This window comes from Micromonospora eburnea (genome assembly GCF_900090225.1).
In the GTDB taxonomy this organism is placed as follows: domain Bacteria; phylum Actinomycetota; class Actinomycetes; order Mycobacteriales; family Micromonosporaceae; genus Micromonospora; species Micromonospora eburnea.
Map to the genome: position 1 here is coordinate 4,166,032 of NZ_FMHY01000002.1, position 16,983 is coordinate 4,183,014.

The following is a 16,983-nucleotide window of genomic DNA, read 5'->3' on the forward strand; positions in this document are numbered from 1 at the left end:
CTGCCGGTGCCGCTGCGCGTTCGTTCCTGTCCGGCGCCGACCGCCGCCGGCGCAGGCCCGTCGATCGGTGGGCACGGCGGTGCGCCCGGTCCCGCGATCGGGACCGGGCGCACCGTTCGGCGGATCAGCCCAGCTGGTCGGTGATGATCCGGGCGAGCTGCGAGACGTCCTCCCGCATCACCGAGAAGTGGTCACCGGTCATCCGGTGGACCCGTACCTCGGCGGCCAGCTCCCGCCAGCGCGCCAGGTATTCGGCGAAGCTCTGCCCGGCGTCGACGACCTCGTGCTCGCCCTGGGCGAGTTCGTCGCTCACGATCAGGTGCAGCCGCCCGGCGTAGCGCCGGTGCCGGTACGACATCATCATCTCCATCACCTCCGCCCACATCCGCGCCGCGGGGAGCCACATGTCTCCGGCGCCGCGCTCGGGCAGGGTGATGCCGTCGTCGCCGACGAAGTCGTCGACCAGGTGTTCGAGCAGCCCGATGGTCTCCCGCCGCAGCGTCGAGGTGTCCTCCTCCGGCGCCGCGCCGGCGAGCGCCTCCAGGTTGGCGACGCACTTCTTGATCAGCCCGAACTCGTCCCAGAGGTGCTGCTTCTCGCTGGCGTCCAGCGCCGGGTCCAGCAGGATGAAGGTGACGTCCTCGCCGTCGGCGGCCAGCCGGTGCACGACCTCGCTGGCCACCCCGCTGCCGCCGCACCAGCTGAAGATCCGGTACGGGCCGTGTGGCACGGCCTCGCGCAGCTCGGCGACGTACCGGGCCGCCATCTCCGCCGTGGCCGGCACCTGCCCGCCCTGCACCCCGGGCCACTCGAACGCGATCACCGGAAGGTCCGGGTCGAGGTGCACGACCAGACGCTGGTACCAGTGGGCGCTGCCGCCGCCGGGGTGGATGCAGACCAGTGGTGCGCGCTCGCCGGCGCGGTTGAGCCAGAGCAACGCCTTGGTCGGCAGCTCCCCGCTGTCGATCGACTCGGCGAGCGCCTCGACGGTGCGGTGGGTCAGGAAGGACCGGACGGGCACCTCGATGCCGTGCCGCTGCCGCAGCATCGCGATGATCCGCAGGATCAGCAGCGAGTGCCCGCCGAGGTCGAAGAAGTCGTCGTGCCGGCTCACCCTGGGCAGCCCGAACACCTCGGCCCAGATGTCCGCCACGGCCCGTTCCGCCGGGGTGCGCGGCGCGCTGAACTCCCGGGTCCGGTCCGCCGCCGCCGGCAGCGGCAGCGCGGCCCGGTCGACCTTGCCGCTGGCGTTCAGGGGTAGCTGGTCCAGGCGTACCCAGGCGGTCGGCACCAGGAAGTCGGGGACCCGCCGGCGCATCAGGTCACCGAGCCGGGCCGGGTCCGCCGGCCCGTCGGCGTCCAGGACGACGTACCCGACGAGTTGCTTGACCCCGTCCGAGCCCCGGTACGCCGCGGCCGCGGCGGTGCGGACCGACGGCAGCTCGGCGAGCGCCGCCTCCACCTCGCCCAGTTCGACGCGGTGTCCACGGATCTTCACCTGGTGGTCCTGCCGGCCGATGTAGTGCAGCGTGCCGTCGGGGTTCTGCCGGACGATGTCGCCGGTGCGGTACAGCCGTGCCCCGGGTTCCGTGCCGGACGGGTCCGGCACGAACCGTTCCGCGGTCAGGTCGGGGCGTCCCTGGTAGCCGCGGACCACGCCGGGCCCGCCGAGCAGCAGTTCCCCGGGTACGCCGTACGGGACCGGGTTGAGGTCGCGGTCCACGACCTGCACCCGGGTGTGCGAGACCGGGGTGCCGATCGGGATGGAGCTCTCGGTCTCGGCGCGGGAGACCCGGGGGTGCGCGGTGGCGAAGACGGTGCCCTCGGTGGGGCCGTACCCGTTACCGACCGGTACGCCGTGTTCGAGCGCCGTGCGTACGTGCGGCGGGGATAGCGCCTCGCCGCCGACCAGCAGGTGCCGGACCGTGGCCAGCGCCTCGGGCCGGACGTCCACGATGGTGTTGAACAGTCCGGAGGTCAGCCACAGCACGGTGACCCCGTGCCGGCGCAGCAGCTCCTCCAGCTCGGCGGCGGTGGGGGTGCCCGGCGGGCAGACGACCAGCCGGGCGCCGGTGCAGAGCGAACCCCAGATCTCGAACGTGGAGACGTCGAAGGCGAGCGCGCTGAGCAAAAACAGCGTCTGCTCCTCGCCGAGGGTCGTGTAGTTGGGGTCGTGCACCAGCCGCACCACCCCGCGGTGCGGCACCAGCACGCCCTTGGGGCGGCCGGTGGAGCCGGAGGTGTAGGTGACGTACGCCAGGTTGTCCGGCGACAGCCGTACCTCGGGGGTGTCGGTCGGCCGGTCGGCCAGCGCCCGCCAGGCCGGGTCCAGCACGATGGTGGTGAGTCCGGTGTCCGCCCCGAAGCGGTGCGCCTGGTCCGGCTGGGTCAGCATCACCCGGGCCCCGGCGTCGTCCAGGATGTAGCCGATCCGCGAGTCCGGGTACGCCGGGTCCAGCGGCAGGTAGCAGCCGCCGGCCTTCAGGACGCCGAGCAGCGCGGTGATCACGTCGAGCCCCCGGTCCAGGCACACCGCGACCGGGGTGTCGGGGCCCACCCCGTGCTCGCGCAGCGCCCAGGCCAGCTGGTTGGCCCGGGCGTCCAGCTCGCGGTACGTCAGGCGCTGTTCCCCGAACTCCACCGCCACCGCGTCGGGGCGGGCCGCTACGCGGGCGGCGAACAGGTCGGTGACGCACACCTCGGGCGGCGTGCGCCAGGTCGGCGCTGGTACGCTCAGCCGCTCCGCCGAGGTGGCGCCCAGCTCGACCGGGTTCGCGCCGCCGTCGGCGACCATCGCCGTCAGCAGTTCGAGGTAGGTCGCGCCGAGCGCTTCGAGGCGTTCCCGGGTGGCCCAGCCGGCCCGGCACTCCAGCCGTACCTCGCCGGGGAAGGTCAGCACGTTGAGGGTGAACTCGTTGGGGCTGTCGTCGACGATCGTGCCGAACGCCTCCTGCTGGTCGTCGAGGACGTGGAAGTCGAGGTAGGAGAAGATCACGTCGATCAGCGGCCTGCCGTCGCCCCACTCGCGCTGGATCGCGGGCAGCGGGTACCGCCGGTGCGGCCACAGCGCCAGCTCCTCGTCGAACACGGCGCGCAGCAGGTCCCGCCAGGACGGCGCCCGCAGGTCCACCGCGAACGGCAGCGTGTTGAGGTGCATGCCGAGCACCTCGTCGCCGCGCAGCAGTTCGGGGCGGCCGTTGCAGACCAGCCCGCTGAAGAACCGGCGCTGGCCGGTGATGACCCCGAGCATGGCGAGGTGGGCGGTGTGCAGCACGGTCTTGAGCGAGGTGCGGGTCCGCGCGACGAGGTCGCGCAGGGCCGGCTCCAGGTGCCGCCAGGACACCCGCAGCTCCTCGACCTTGCCGTAGCCGGCCGGGGCGGTGTCGGCGGGCAGCGCGAGCCGGTCGAAGCCGCGTACCCGGTCCCGCCAGAACTCCTGGTCGGCGGCCGCCGCGAGGGAGCGGCGCTCCAGCGCGACGAAGTCGGCGTACCGGGCCTCGGGCGCGCTGCCGGGTCCGTCGGTCCCACCGTCGCGGATCGCCCGGTACGTCGCGCGCAACTGGCCGATCAGCGAATGGTGGCTCCAGCCGTCGAGGATGGCGTGGCACTCGGTGTGGGTCAGCACCCACTCCCGCTCGCCGGTGCGGTGCACGTGCCAGCGCAGCTGCGGCGCGTGAGCCACGTCCAGCGGGCTGGTCCGCATGGTGTGCCGGTAGGCGGCGAGCACCGCCTGCTGCTCGGCCTCGGGCAGTCCGCGCAGGTCGTCGTAGCCGATCTCGGCGTGGGCGCTGGCGTGCACGAGCTGCATCGGCTCGGAGTAGCCGGACATGTCGAACGTGGTCCGCAGGATCTCGTGCCGGTCGACCAGCAGCTGCCCGGCGGCGCGGAGCGCGGCCAGCGAGAACGGGCCGTCGTCGGTGATCGGGAAGCTGGTGACGTTCTGGTACGCCGGGTGCTCGGTGTCGGCCAGCATCTCGTAGACCATGCCGGCCTGCACCTGGCCCATCGGGTAGGCGTCGACCAGCCCGTCCGGCAGGCGGTCCCGGTCGGCGGGGGTGAGCTGCGTGAACCGGCCGACGTGGGTCTCCTCCGCCGTGGCGTCCGCCCGGCCGGCCGCCGCCGCCAGCTCGGCCGGGGTCTGGTGGAGGAAGATGTCCTGGACCGACAGGTTCACCCCGGTGGCGCGTAGCCGGCCGATCGCCCGGATCGCCCGGATCGAGTCGCCGCCCAGGTCGAAGAAGCGGTCGTGCGCGCCGATCCGGTCGACGCCCAGGGCGGCGGTGAGCGCGTCGGCCACCTGCCGTTCCAGCTCGCCGCGGGGGGCGACGTACGCGCCGGCCAGCGCGCTGCGGGTCCGGTCGGGTTTCGGCAGCGCGGCGCGGTCGAGTTTGCCGCTGGGGGTGAGCGGCAGCGCGGCCAGCGGCACCCAGTGGCTGGGGACCATCGCCTCGGGCAGCCGGTCGCGCAGGAACGCCGCCGCGGCGGTCGCGTCGACCTCGGCGCCGGCCCCCGCGGCGAGGTACCCGACCAGTTGCCCGTCGTGTACGGCGACCGCGGCGGCGGCCAGGCCGGGCAGTTCGCCCAGCACCGCCTCGACCTCGCCGAGTTCGATCCGGTGCCCACGGATCTTCACCTGCCGGTCGAGCCGGCCGAGGTACTCGATGCTGCCGTCCGGCCGGTACCGGGCGAGGTCGCCGGTGCGGTACAGCCGTTCGCCCGAGCGACGGCCGAACGGGTCGGGGACGAACCGGTCGGCGGTCAGCTCGGGCCGGTGGAGATAGCCCCGGGCCAGTTGCACCCCGCCGAGCAGCAGTTCGCCGGGGACGCCGATCGGGACCGGCCGCAGGGTGTCGTCGACGATGTAGGCGCGGGTGTTGGCGATCGGCCGGCCGATCGTCACCGGCGTGCCCGGTACGCAGCGCGCCGCGGTGACGTCGACGGCCGCCTCGGTGGGGCCGTACAGGTTGTGCAGCTCGCACCCGATCCGCTCGTGCACGGCGTCGACCAGGTCGGCGGTGAGCGCCTCGCCGCTGCAGATCATCCGACGCAGCGACGGCAGCGGAGGGTGCGGCTCGGCGAGGAACGCCCGCAGCATGGTCGGTACGAAGTGGACGGTGGTGACCCGTTCGGTGGTGATCAGTTCGGCCAGGTATCCCGGGTCGCGGTGGCCACCGGGGCGGGCCAGCACCAGGGCGGCCCCGGTGATCAGGGGCCAGAAGAACTCCCACACCGACACGTCGAAGCCGTACGGGGTCTTCTGCAGCACCCGGTCGGTCGGGTCCAGCCGGTACGTGTCCTGCATCCAGTGCAGCCGGTTGACGATCGCCCGGTGCCCGACCACGACCCCCTTGGGCCGGCCGGTCGACCCCGACGTGTAGATCACGTAGGCGGGGTGGTCCGGGTGCGGCGCGGTGCCGGGGTTGTCGGCGGGCCCGCCGTCGGCGGTGAACCGCCCGGTGTCGTCGAGCACGATCGTGACCCCGGCGTCCGCGCACATGTACGCCAGCCGGTCGGCCGGGTTGTCCGGATCGAGCGGCAGGTACGCGCCGCCCGCCTTGAGGACGGCCAGCAGCGCCACCACCAGCTCGGGGCCGCGCTCGCGGCGTACCCCGACGACCGTCTCGGGTCCCACCCCGGCCGCGATGAGCCGGTGCGCGAGCCGGTTGGCCCGGGTGTTCAGCTCCGCGTAGGAGACGGTGTCGTCGCCGGAGACGACCGCGACCGCGTCCGGGGTCCGCGCCGCCTGCCGCTCGAACAGCGCCGGCAGGGTGTCGTCCGTCGGATAGTCGACGGCGGTGTCGTTCCACTCCTCCAGCACCCGCCGCCGTTCGGCCGGCGGGAGCACCGACAACCGGCTGACCGGGGTGCGCGGCGCGTCGGCGAGGCCGCTGACCAGCTCGACGAACTGGGCGGCGAACCGCTCGGCGGTCTCCCGGTCGAACAGCGCGGTGGCGTAGTTCACCGCACCGGCCAGCGACCCGTCGGGCCGGTCGGCGACGGCGACGGTCAGGTCGAACTTGGCGTCGCTCTCCCCGACCGGCAGCGGCTCGGCGCGCAGCCCGCCGAAGCGCCGTGGCCGCGCGGTGCCGGCGCCGTCCCAGAGGAACATGGTGGCGAACAGCGGGGTCCGGGCCGGGTCGCGTTCCGGGGACAGCTCCTCCACCAGCCGCTCGAACGGCAGCTCCTGGTGGGCGTACGCGTCCAGCGCGGTTTCCTTGACCCGCCGCAGCACCTCCGCGAACGACGGGTCGCCGGAGAGGTCGGTACGCAGCACCAGGGTGTTGAGGAACAGCCCGATCAGGTCCTGCACCTCGGCCCGGTCCCGGCCGGCAACCGGGGTGCCGACCGTCACGTCGGTCCGTCCGGCGTACCGGCCGAGCAGGATCGTGTACGCGGCGAGCAGCGCCATGAACGGCGTCGCCCCGGCCTGGCGGGCGAACCGGGTCAGCCGGCCGGCGACGGACGCGGGCACCACGAACGGGACCTTCCCGCCCGTGCTGTCCCGCACCGGCGGGCGCGGCCGGTCGGCCGGTAGTTCCAGCGGGGTCGCCCCGGCCAGTTTCCCGCGCCAGTAGCCGAGCTGCCGGTCCAGGGTGGCGCCGGACATCGCCGTACGCTGCCAGGCGGCGAAGTCCGCGTACTGCACCGGCAGCGGGGGCAGGGCCGCGGCCTCGCCGGCCAGCGCGGCCGCGTACCGGCGGTCCAGCTCGCGCCAGAGCACCTCCTCCGACCACTCGTCGAACGCGATGTGGTGCAGCGTCAGCAGGAGCGCGTGCTCCTCGTCGCCGAGCCGGGCCAGCGTGGCGGCCAGGACCGGCCCGCCCGCCAGGTCGACCGGACGGCGGTCGTGGCTGGTCCAGCCGGCGAGCCGGGCGTCCTGCGCCGCCCGGTCCAGGTCGCGCAGGTCCACCTCGGTCAACGCGACCGGCCCCGGGTCGTCGACCACCTGGGCCGGTTCGTCGTCGATCACGACGTACCGGGTGCGCAGCACCTCGTGCCGGGCCACCAGCCCGTCCAGCGCGGTACGCAGCGCTCCGGTGTCGAGCGGGCCGGCCAACCGCAGGCCGGTGGTCATCAGGTACTCGGTGCCGCCGCCGCGCAACTGGTCGAGAATCCACAGTCGGCGCTGCGCGAACGACACCGTGAGCGGGCCGGAGCGCGGGACGCGCCGGATGCGGTTGTCGGGTGCGACCGTCACGTCGCCGCGCAGCCGCCGCCGGAGCAGCTCCGCGCGAAGGTCGGTCCGGGCGAGGGCTTCAGTCATCACACACCTTCTCGTGAGAGCAGCTCGCGCAGCTGCGCGTCGGTCATCCCGTCGATCTCCGCCGCGATGTGCTCGGTCGTCACCGCGGCCAGCTCCGCCACGGTCGTCGCCTCGAACAGGCAACGCAGCGGCAGTTCGGTCACGAAGGCCTCGCGCAACCGGGCCAGGACCCGGGTGGCCAGCAGCGAGTGGCCGCCGAGGCCGAAGAAGTCGTCGTGCACCCCGATCCGGTCGACGCCGAGCACGTCGGCCCAGATGCCGGCGATGATCTCCTCGGTCCGGTCGCGGGGGCCACGTACTCCCGGGCGCCGTCGAGCTGGGACGGGGTGAGGTCGGGCAGCGCGGCGCGGTCGACCTTCTTGTTGGAGTTCAGCGGCAGGGCCGGCACCGTCGCCCAGGCCGACGGGATCATGTACTCCGGCAGCAGCTCCCGCAGGTGCGCGCGCAGCTCGGCGATGTCGGGCTGGGCGTCGTCGGCGCACTCCAGGTAGGCGACGAGCCGCTTGTCTCCCGGTGCCACCTCGCGGGCGACCACGGCCGCCGCGGCGACGGCGGGGTGCCGGGCCAGCGCGGCCTCGATCTCGGGCAGCTCGATCCGGAAGCCACGGATCTTCACCTGGTGGTCGAGCCGGCCGAGGAACTCGACGGTGCCGTCGGGCCGGTAGCGGACGAGGTCGCCGGTGCGGTAGAGCCGTGCGCCCGGTTCCGGCCCGAACGGGTCGGGGACGAACCGTTCGGCGGTCAGTTCGGGCCGCTCGTGGTAGCCGCGGGCCAGCCGTACGCCGCCGATGCACAGTTCGCCCGGCACCCCGACCGGGAGCGGGCGGAGCTGGGCGTCCAGCACGTGCACCCGGGTGCCGGCGACCGGCCGACCGATGTGCAGCGTCGCCGTGCCGCGCTCGCCGGCGAGGTCGCCCTCCACCGGGTTGAGCATGCAGGTGATGGTCGCCTCGGTCGGCCCGTAGTTGCACAGGAACCGGCCGGGCAGCCCGGTCGCCGCCCAGCGCTGGGCGTCCGCGACGGTGACCACGTCGGCGCCGACGTTCATCAGCTTCATGCCGGCGAGCCGGTCCACGTCGGACTCGAGCATCTCCCGGTAGTAGGCCGGGGTGATCTCCATGATCGTGACGCCGTACCGGGACAGCTTGGCCGGCAGCTCGGCCGGCAGCCAGAAGACCGGGTCACTGACCACCAGCGTGGCACCGGCGACCAGGGTCACCGCGATCTGGTCCATGGCCAGGTCGAAGGTGAGCGCGGAGAGCAGCACCACCCGCTCCCCCGGCCCGATGCCGTACGCGTCGGCGATCACCCGGCAGTGGTGCGCGTACGACCGGTGCTGGATCATGACGCCCTTGGGCCGGCCGGTCGACCCGGAGGTGTAGATGATGTAGGCCAGGTTGCCCGGCCGCGCCACGGTCCCGAGGTTGGTCGACGGCATCCCGGCGACGCAGTCCTCGTCGTCGGCCAGCAGCACCCGGCGGCCCGGCTGCCGGACCCGGTCGACGAGGTCCCGGGTGGTCACCACCGTGTGCGCCCCGGCGTCGGCCAGCATGTAGTCGAGCCGCTCCGCCGGGTGCTGCGGGTCGAACGGCACGTACACGCCGCCGGCCTTGAGCACGGCCAGCAGCACGACGACCGGTTCGACGCCCCGTTCCAGGCACGACCCGACGACGGTCTCCGGGCCGACGCCGACCGACCGGAGCCGGTGCGCCAGCCGGTTGGCCCGCGCGTTGAGCTCGGCGAAGCTGATCTCCTGATCCTGGAAGACCACGGCGGTCGCCCCGGGTGTACGGGCCACCGCCCGCTCGAACAGCTCCGGCACGCACAGGTGCCGCTCGGCGGGCGGGTCGAGCACGTCCAACCGGTCCGCCGCCGGGTTCGGCCACTCGTGCAGGATCGTGTGCCGCTCGGCGGCGGAGAGCACGTCGAACTCGTCCAGCCGGCGGTCCGGGTCGGCGCCGACGCGCTCCAGCAGCCGCAGGTAGTGGCCGGCGAGCCGTTCGATCGTCGACCGGTCGAACAGCGCGGTCGCGTACTCGAACCGGCAGCGCAGCCCGCCTTCTGCCGGCTTGCGGATCGACAGCGTGAGGTCGAACCTCGCCACCTGCGGGCCGCTGCGGATCGGCTCCGCGGCGCAGCCGGCGATGGTCGGGGGGAGCAGCCCGGCGGTGTGCTGCACCTGGAACATGATCTGGAACAGCGGGTTGCGGGACATGTCCCGGCTGGGTTGCAGGGCGTCGACCAGGTGCTCGAACGGCACGTCCTGGTTGGCGTACGCCTCGACCGCGCCGCGCCGTACCCGCTCGACCAGGTCCGTGAAGGTCGGGTTCCCGCCCAGGTCGGCGCGCATGACCAGGTTGTTGACGAAGAACCCGACCAGGTTCTCGGTCTCCGGCCGGCTCCGCCCGGCGACCGGGGTGCCGACCGCGACGTCGCTGCGCCCGGTGTACCGGCCGAGCAGCACGTCGAACGCGGCCAGCAGCACCATGAACGGGGTCGCGCCGGTACGACCGCCGAGCCGGTCCAACGCCGCCGCGACCGCCTCCGGCACCTCGACGTCCAGGGTGTCGCCGCGCGGGTCGCGCTCGGCCGGGCGGGGCCGGTCGGCGGTCAGCTCGACCGGGGAGAGGCCGGCGAGCCGGCCGCGCCAGTAGTCGAGCTGCTCGGCGAAGACGCCCTCGGATTCCCGGTCTCGTTGCCAGGCGGCGAAGTCGGCGTACTGGACCGGCAGCGGGCCGGCCGAGCGGCTGTCGTCGTACGCCTCGTTCAGCTCGCGCAGGAAGATCCCCATCGACCACGCGTCGAAGGCGATGTGGTGCAGGGTGATCGTGACCAGGTGCGCCTGTGCCGCCGTACGCACCACGGTCACCCGCAGCGGGTGCTCGCGGGCGAGGTCGAACGGGCGGGAGTTGGCCGCGTCGATGATCGCCGTGGCCTGCGGCTCGGCGTCCGGGGCGCCCGCCAGGTCGACCACGTCGAACACGATGTCGCCGGGCGGGTCCACCACCTGCACCGGCGTTCCGCCGTCACCGACGTAGCGGGTGCGCAGCACCTCGTGCCGGGCGACGACCCGGGCCACCGCGCGGCGCAACGCCCCGGTGTCCAGTGGTCCGGCGAACCGGAACGCCAGCGGGACCAGGTACTCGGCGCTCCCGGGTTCGAGCTGGTCGAGGAACCACAGCCGCCGCTGGCCGAACGAGGTGGGCAGCGCGCCGTCCCGGGAGACGGGGACGATCTCCGGCCCGTCGCCGGGCGACGTGCCGGCGTCGATCCGGGTGGCGATCCTCGCCACCGTCCGGTCCTCGAAGAGCGCGCCGACGGTCAGCTCCACGCCGAAGCCGCGCCGCAGCCGGTGGGCGAGCCGGATGGCGAGCAGCGAGTGCCCGCCGAGGGCGAAGAAGTCGTCGTCGGCGCCCACCCGCTCCACCCCGACCAGCTCGCTCACGATCGTGGCGACCGCCTGCTCCGTCGGCGTACGCGGCGCGACGTGGCCCGGGTCGTCGGCGCGTACGCCGCTGCCCGGGGCCGGCAGCTTCGCCCGGTCGAGCTTGCCGTTGGGCAGCGTCGGGAAGGCGTCGAGGGCGACCACGGCCGAGGGGATCATCGCGGCCGGCACCCGGGCGTCGAGGTGCTCCCGCAGCGTCTCGGCGGACACCTCGGCCCCGTCGGCCGGCACCACGTAGGCCACCAGCTCCAGCTCCCCGGCGGCGCTCCGCCCGGTGGTGACCACGGCGGCGGCGACCGACGGGTGGGCAGCCAGGACGGCCTCGACCTCGCCCGGCTCGACCCGGACCCCGCGCAGCTTCACCTGCGCGTCGAGCCGGCCGACGAACTCCAGCGTCCCGTCCGCGCGCCACCGGGCCAGGTCGCCGGTGCGGTACCAGCGCGCGCCGGGGACGGCGGCGAACGGGTGCGGGGTGAACCGTTCGGCGGTGAGGTCGCCCCGGCCGAGGTAGCCCCGGGCGAGACCCGCGCCGGCGACGCACAGCTCACCCCGCACCCCGACGGGTACGAGCTGGTCGTCGGCGTCGACGACGAACACCTCGACGTTGGGCAGCGGGACGCCGATCGGGACGATGCCCTCCGGCCCGCCGCGCCGGTACCGCCAGGCGGTCGAGTCGATCGAGCACTCCGTCGGGCCGTAGGTGTTGTACAGCTCCACGTCGAGCACGTCGAGCAGGCGCTCGGCCAGGGCCACCGGCAGCGGCTCCCCGGCCGAGCAGACCAGCCGCAGCGCGGCGCAGTCGGCCAGCTCCGGCTCGTTGACCACCAGCTGGAGCACGGAGGGTACGAGCTGGAGCACGGTGACCCGGTGCTCGGCGACGGCCCGGACCAGCACGGTCGGGTCGCGGTGCGCGTCCCGGGGTGCCATGACCACGGCACCGCCGCAGACCAGCGGCGCCAGGAACTCCCAGACCGAGGCGTCGAAGCCGGTCGTCGTCTTCTGCAACACCCGGTCCGCGTGGGTCAGGCCCTGCGCCTCGACCGCCCACCGCACCCGGTTGCGGATACCGCCGTGGGGCACCACGACCCCCTTGGGGCGGCCGGTGGATCCGGAGGTGTACATGACGTACGCCGCCTGCGTCGCGTCGATCGCCACCGGTGCCAGCGGCGCGCAGCGGCCGATCTCGTCCCACCGCTCGTCGACCGCCACCACGTCGGGGCCGCCCGCGGGCAGCCGGTCGTGGGACGCCGCGTCGGTGAGCACCAGCTCGACCCCGGAGTCGGTGAGCATGAACTCCAGCCGCTCGGCCGGCAGGTCGGGCGGCAGCGGGACGTACACCCCGCCGGCGGCGAGCGTCCCGAGCAGGGCCACCACCAGGTCGGTGCCGCGCTCCATGGCCACCCCGACCGGAGTCTCGGCGGTGACGCCCCGGGCGCGCAGGAAGCCGGCGAGCCGGTCCACCCTGGACAGCAGCTCGGCGTAGCTCAGCCGGGAGGCGCCCGAGACGACGGCGACGGCGTCCGGGGCGGCCGCCGCCCGCGCCCGGATCAGGTCCGGCAGGGAGGCGTCCGGCACGTCGGTGGCCTGGGGGTTCCAGCCCAGCAGCCGGGTCCGCTCCGCCTCGGTCACCGTCACCAGCCGGCTGAGCGGGACGTCCGGCCGGGCCGCCACGTTCGTCAGCAGCTCCAGGTAGTTCGCGACCATCCGCTCGATCCGCTCCCGGTCGAACAGCGCCGTCGGGTACAGCATCCGGGCGTTCCACCAGCCGCCCGGCTTCTCCGCCAGGTTCAACGACAGGTCGAACGTGGCGTCCATCGCGTACAGCGGCAGCGGCTCGACGTCGAGGCCGGGCAGGTCGAGGGTCTCCCCCTGGGCGTTGTGCACCATGAACGCGGCCTGGAACAGCGGATTCCGGGACATGTCGCGGTCCGGCACCAGTTCGGCGACCAGGCGCTGCAACGGGACGTCCTGGCGGCCGAACGCGTCCAGCGTCACGTCGCGGGTACGGGCCAGCAGTACGGCGAAGGTGGGGTCGCCGGAGAGGTCGGTACGCAGCACCACCGTGTTGAACAGCGGCCCCACCACCTGCGCCAGGTCGGCCCGTTGCCGCCCGGTCACCGACGCGCCGACGTTGATGTCGTGCCGGCCCGAGTAGCGGCTGAGCAGGAGGTTGAACGCGGCCAGGAACACCATGAACGGCGTCGCCCGGGACGCCCGCCCGACGGCGACGAGCCGGGCCGCCAACTCGGCGGGGACAGCGATGTCCACGGTGTCGCCGGTCGGGTCCCAGTTGGCCGGGCGCGGGCGATCCGTCGGCAGGTCGAGCGGCTCCAGCCCGGCCAGCCGGTCACGCCAGTGGTCGAGCTTGCGGGTCAGTCCCGGGTCGGGGGTGGCCCAGCGCTCCCGCTGCCGCCGGGCGTAGTCGGCGTACTGGCCGGGCGGCGGTTCGGCCGGCGCCGCCTCGCCCCCGGCGTACGCGCCGTAGAGCAGGCGCAGGTCCCGGGACACGATGCCCAGCGACGTGTTGTCGAAGGCGATGTGGTGCACGACGATCAGCAGGATCGCGTCGTCCGGGGCGAGCAGCAGCAGCGAGAGCCGCCAGGGCGCCGCGCCGAGGTCGACGGGGGTCCTCGCCTCGGCCACGCCGAACTCGCGTACCCTCCGGTCCCGCTCCGCCTCCGGGTGGCCGGTCAGGTCGACGACCCTGAGGTCGACCGGGGTCGGCTCCCCGATGACCTGGGTCGGCCGGCCGTCGACCGTCTCGTACCGGGTACGCAGCACCGAGTGCCGGGCGGAGACCTCCGTCAGCGCGGCGGCCAGCGCGGCCCGGTCCAGGGGGCCGCGCAGCCGGAACGCCGCGTGCATGAGGTACTCCCGGGCCCCGGAGCGAAGCTGGTCGAGAAACCACAACTGTTCCTGCTCGAAGGAGAGCGGGTAGTGGCCGCTGACTTCCATCGATTGCCTCCCGAGGCATGACGGGGATCGGGGTCGAGGCGGTGCCGCCCGCCGGACGCGCGTTCGCTCGGGCGGGGTGTTCGGGTCCGACCTAGGCGAAGACCTGGGTGCCCGCCGGCAGGAAGTCGTCCAGCCGGGTGCCCAGGCCGCGGGCGACCGCCTCGCGCCGGACCAGGTCGGCCACGGCCAGGTCCAGGCAGCCCAGGCCGAACGGGGAGAAGACGGTCAGGCGGCGCTCGTCCGCCACGTACGGCGCGCCGGAGACGAGGATCTCGCCCAGGGACGACGCGATGAAGTCGCGGTTGCCGGTCTCCTGCTCCGCCAGGTGCAGCGAGGTCGCCGCCCGGCACACGTGATCCGCGTCGTCCACGATGTTCACGCCGGAGAGCACCGACGGCACGGTGAGGTCGCGCAGCGACAGGTGCAGCAGCAGCGTGCCCGGGCGGCAGGGTGCCGCGTCGAGGTGCGGGACGGCCGCCGTCGTGGCCAGCGAGACGAGTCGCTGCGCGGCCAGGGCGTCCGCCGGCCGTCGCGCCACGTCGACGGTGAGCGTGGGCCAGGCCGACCGCGCCTTCGCCGCGAAGGACTCCGCCCGGTCGCGGTCCAGGTCGTACACCGTCGCGCTGTCCAGTGACGGGAACACCGTCCGCAGGTACCGCAGCACCTCGAAGTTGATCAGCCCGCAGCCGACCAGCGACACACCGGTCGACGAGTTGACCGACAGCAGCGTCGACGCGGCCAGGGCCGCGCTCGCCGCCGTACGCCGGGCGGAGATCGCCGACGCCTCGAGGAACGCCTCGGGCACACCGGTCCGCATCGAGTTCAGGACGATCGCCGCCGACGCGCGGTCCAGCCCCTGGGCCACGTTGCCGGGAAAGGACGACACCCACTTCACGCCCGCCACCGGGGCCTCGCCACCGAGGTACGCGGGCAGCGCGATGATCCGGTTCCGGGTGTCGGCCGGAAACCGCAGGAACACCGAGTGGGGCACCGACGTGCGGCCCAGCGCGTGCAGTTCGTACGCGTGCCGGACCGCGGCCAGCACGCGCGGCTCGGCGCCGTCGAGGACGGAGCGGACGTCACCGGCTCCCAGGATCAACATGATGCGGCCTCCAACTGGGGTTTCCTCCACAGGTGGGACACGTCGCCGAAGTGCTGGCCGACCCAGTCGTCGTCGTAGATCGTGTCCAGGTAGCGGTCGCCCCGGTCGGGGAAGACCAGGACGCAGGTCGAGCCGGGGGGTATACGGTCGCGCATGCTCTGCATCGCCGACACCACCGCGCCGGAGGAACCGCCCGCGATGATCGCCTCGCGGGCCGCCAGGCGCCGGCAGCCCGCCACCGCCCCGAGGTCGTCGATGTGCACCACGATGTCGGCGAGGTCGTCGCCGTAGAGGGCCGGGCGGATCGAGGCGCCGTGGCCGGGGATCAACCGGCCGCCGACCGGTGGGCTGAAGATCGCGCTGCCCAGCGCGTCGACGGCGACGAGGGTCACCGGCAGCCGGTTTGCCCGGACGTACTCGGCGCAGCCGCGCAGGGTGCCGCAGGAACTCGTGGCGCAGAACAGGAAGCTCAGGTCCGGCAGCGCGTCGAGGATCTCCCGCATGGTGTTGCGGTGGGCTCGCGGGTTCAGCGGGTTCGCGTACTGGTTGGGGCAGTACGCGTCGTCGAGCGTCGCGACGAGTTCCCGGACGCGGCGGATCCGCACCGGCAGGTACTCGCCGGTGACCGGATCGGCGTCGGTGACCACCTCGACCTCGGCGCCCAGGGCGCGCATGATGGCGATGTTCTGCCGGTTGGTCCTCGGATCGACCACGCAGATGAAGCGGATCCCGTGGTATCCGCACACCTGCGCGAGGCCGATGCCGAGGTTGCCCGAACTGGACTCGACGACCACGGAGCGACCTGGCACGAGCCGGCCGTCGCGGATCCGGTCGCGCAGCATCTCCAGCGCGGCCCGGTCCTTGATGCTGCCGCCCGGGTTGTGCGACTCCAGCTTGGCGTAGGTCCGGAAGGTACTGGTCGGGTCGAGCCTGGTCAGCTCGACGATCGGTGTCGTCCCGATGGTCGCGAGGACGCCGGGAACGGGGAGACCTGCATCGGCCATCGGGCTGCTCCTCGCATCGCGTCGACTCGGCTGCCGTGTGTCCCAGCAGCCTGCCGCGCGGTGGTGGGCCGGACGCAGAGGAGAACATGCAGAACCGCACGCGCCCGCACGTCTACCGGTTGTTCTCTCGTCGCCGTCCACGCCCGCGGCCACTGTCGACGGATGAGCATTGTCATGTCCGTTCAGCCGGCGGCATCGCTGCCGGACACCGAGCCGGCGCTTCCCCACGTCATCTCCGCGACCGCCCCGGGCACGTCGGCGACCGAGTTCCTCGCCGACGCCCGCGACACGGTCCGGCGGCGGCTACGCGAGCACGCCGCGGTCCTGCTCCGGGGCTTCCAGGTCGGTGGCGTCGACGGGTTCGACCGGGTGGTACGCGCGGTCTCCGGCGAGCCGTTGACCTACGCCGAGCGGTCATCGCCGCGCAGCACCATCAAGGGTCAGGTCTACACGTCCACGGACTACCCGCCGGCCGAGGAGATCTTCCTGCACAACGAGAACTCCTACCAGGCGACCTGGCCGCTGACGTTGTTCTTCTACTGCATCACCCCGCCCGACACGCTGGGCGCCACGCCGCTCGCCGACACCCGCCGGGTCCTGAACCTGATCGACCCGGCGGTACGCGAGGAGTTCGCCCGGCGCGGCTGGACCGTGATCCGCAACTTCACGCCGGGCTTCGGGGTGCCGTGGCAGCAGGCGTTCAACACCGAGGACCGGGCCGCGGTCGAGGCGTACTGCGCCCGCAGCGGGATCGAGGCCGAGTGGGTGGGGCGCGACGGGCTGCGTACCACCGCCCGGCGGCGGGCGGTGCACCAGCACCCGGTGACCGGCGAGCAGGTGTGGTTCAACCACCTCACGTTTTTCCACGTGACCACGCTGGCCGAGGAGGTCTGCGAGGGGCTGCGGGAGATGCTCGACGAGGCGGACCTGCCGACCAACACGTACTACGGCGACGGCGGGCGGATCCCCGACGAGATCATGGCGCACCTGCGGGACTGTTACCGGAGCGCCCAGCGCCGCTTCGACTGGCAGCGCGACGACGTCCTGATCGTCGACAACATGCTCGCCGTGCACGGCCGGGAGCCGTTCACCGGGCCCCGCAAGATCGCCGTGGCGATGGCCGAGCCGTCGTCTCCCGCGTGACGCCGGCCGCGCCCCGGGCCGCTGCCGCCGGCCCGGCCGGCGGCAGCCGTATCGTCGCCATAAATACAAG

At 73.7% G+C, this 16,983-nt stretch carries 4 protein-coding genes and 1 pseudogene; 1 reads left to right on the forward strand and 4 read right to left on the reverse strand.

The annotated features are described in order from the left end of the window. Positions 1 to 124: 124 nt before the first annotated feature. The 4 genes and pseudogenes from GA0070604_RS18515 to sbnA all read right to left on the reverse strand — a co-directional run bounded on the left by GA0070604_RS18515 (position 125) and on the right by sbnA (position 15,770). Positions 125 to 7,264 carry a non-ribosomal peptide synthetase gene (locus GA0070604_RS18515; protein ID WP_091119676.1) on the reverse strand — a complete coding sequence of 2,380 codons (7,140 nt, stop codon included), beginning with the start codon at positions 7,262 to 7,264 and terminating at the stop codon, positions 125 to 127. Then, positions 7,264 to 13,664: pseudogene (locus GA0070604_RS18520) on the reverse strand (amino acid adenylation domain-containing protein). Before GA0070604_RS18520 ends, GA0070604_RS18515 begins: the two are co-directional and overlap by 1 nt. A gap of 91 nt (positions 13,665 to 13,755) precedes the next feature. Next, positions 13,756 to 14,766, reverse strand: coding sequence for a 2,3-diaminopropionate biosynthesis protein SbnB (gene sbnB / locus GA0070604_RS18525; protein ID WP_091119680.1), 1,011 nt, complete (start codon positions 14,764 to 14,766; stop codon positions 13,756 to 13,758). Continuing rightward, on the reverse strand, positions 14,760 to 15,770 hold the full coding sequence (gene sbnA, locus GA0070604_RS18530; RefSeq protein ID WP_091119687.1) for a 2,3-diaminopropionate biosynthesis protein SbnA: 1,011 nt from the start codon (positions 15,768 to 15,770) through the stop codon (positions 14,760 to 14,762). The genes sbnB and sbnA overlap by 7 nt, the downstream gene beginning before the upstream one ends. A 162-nt stretch (positions 15,771 to 15,932) precedes the next feature. On the opposite strand from sbnA, the gene GA0070604_RS18535 reads away from it, so the two are divergent. Next, on the forward strand, positions 15,933 to 16,913 hold the full coding sequence (locus GA0070604_RS18535; RefSeq protein ID WP_091119691.1) for a TauD/TfdA family dioxygenase: 981 nt from the start codon (positions 15,933 to 15,935) through the stop codon (positions 16,911 to 16,913). Positions 16,914 to 16,983: the final 70 nt, after the last annotated feature.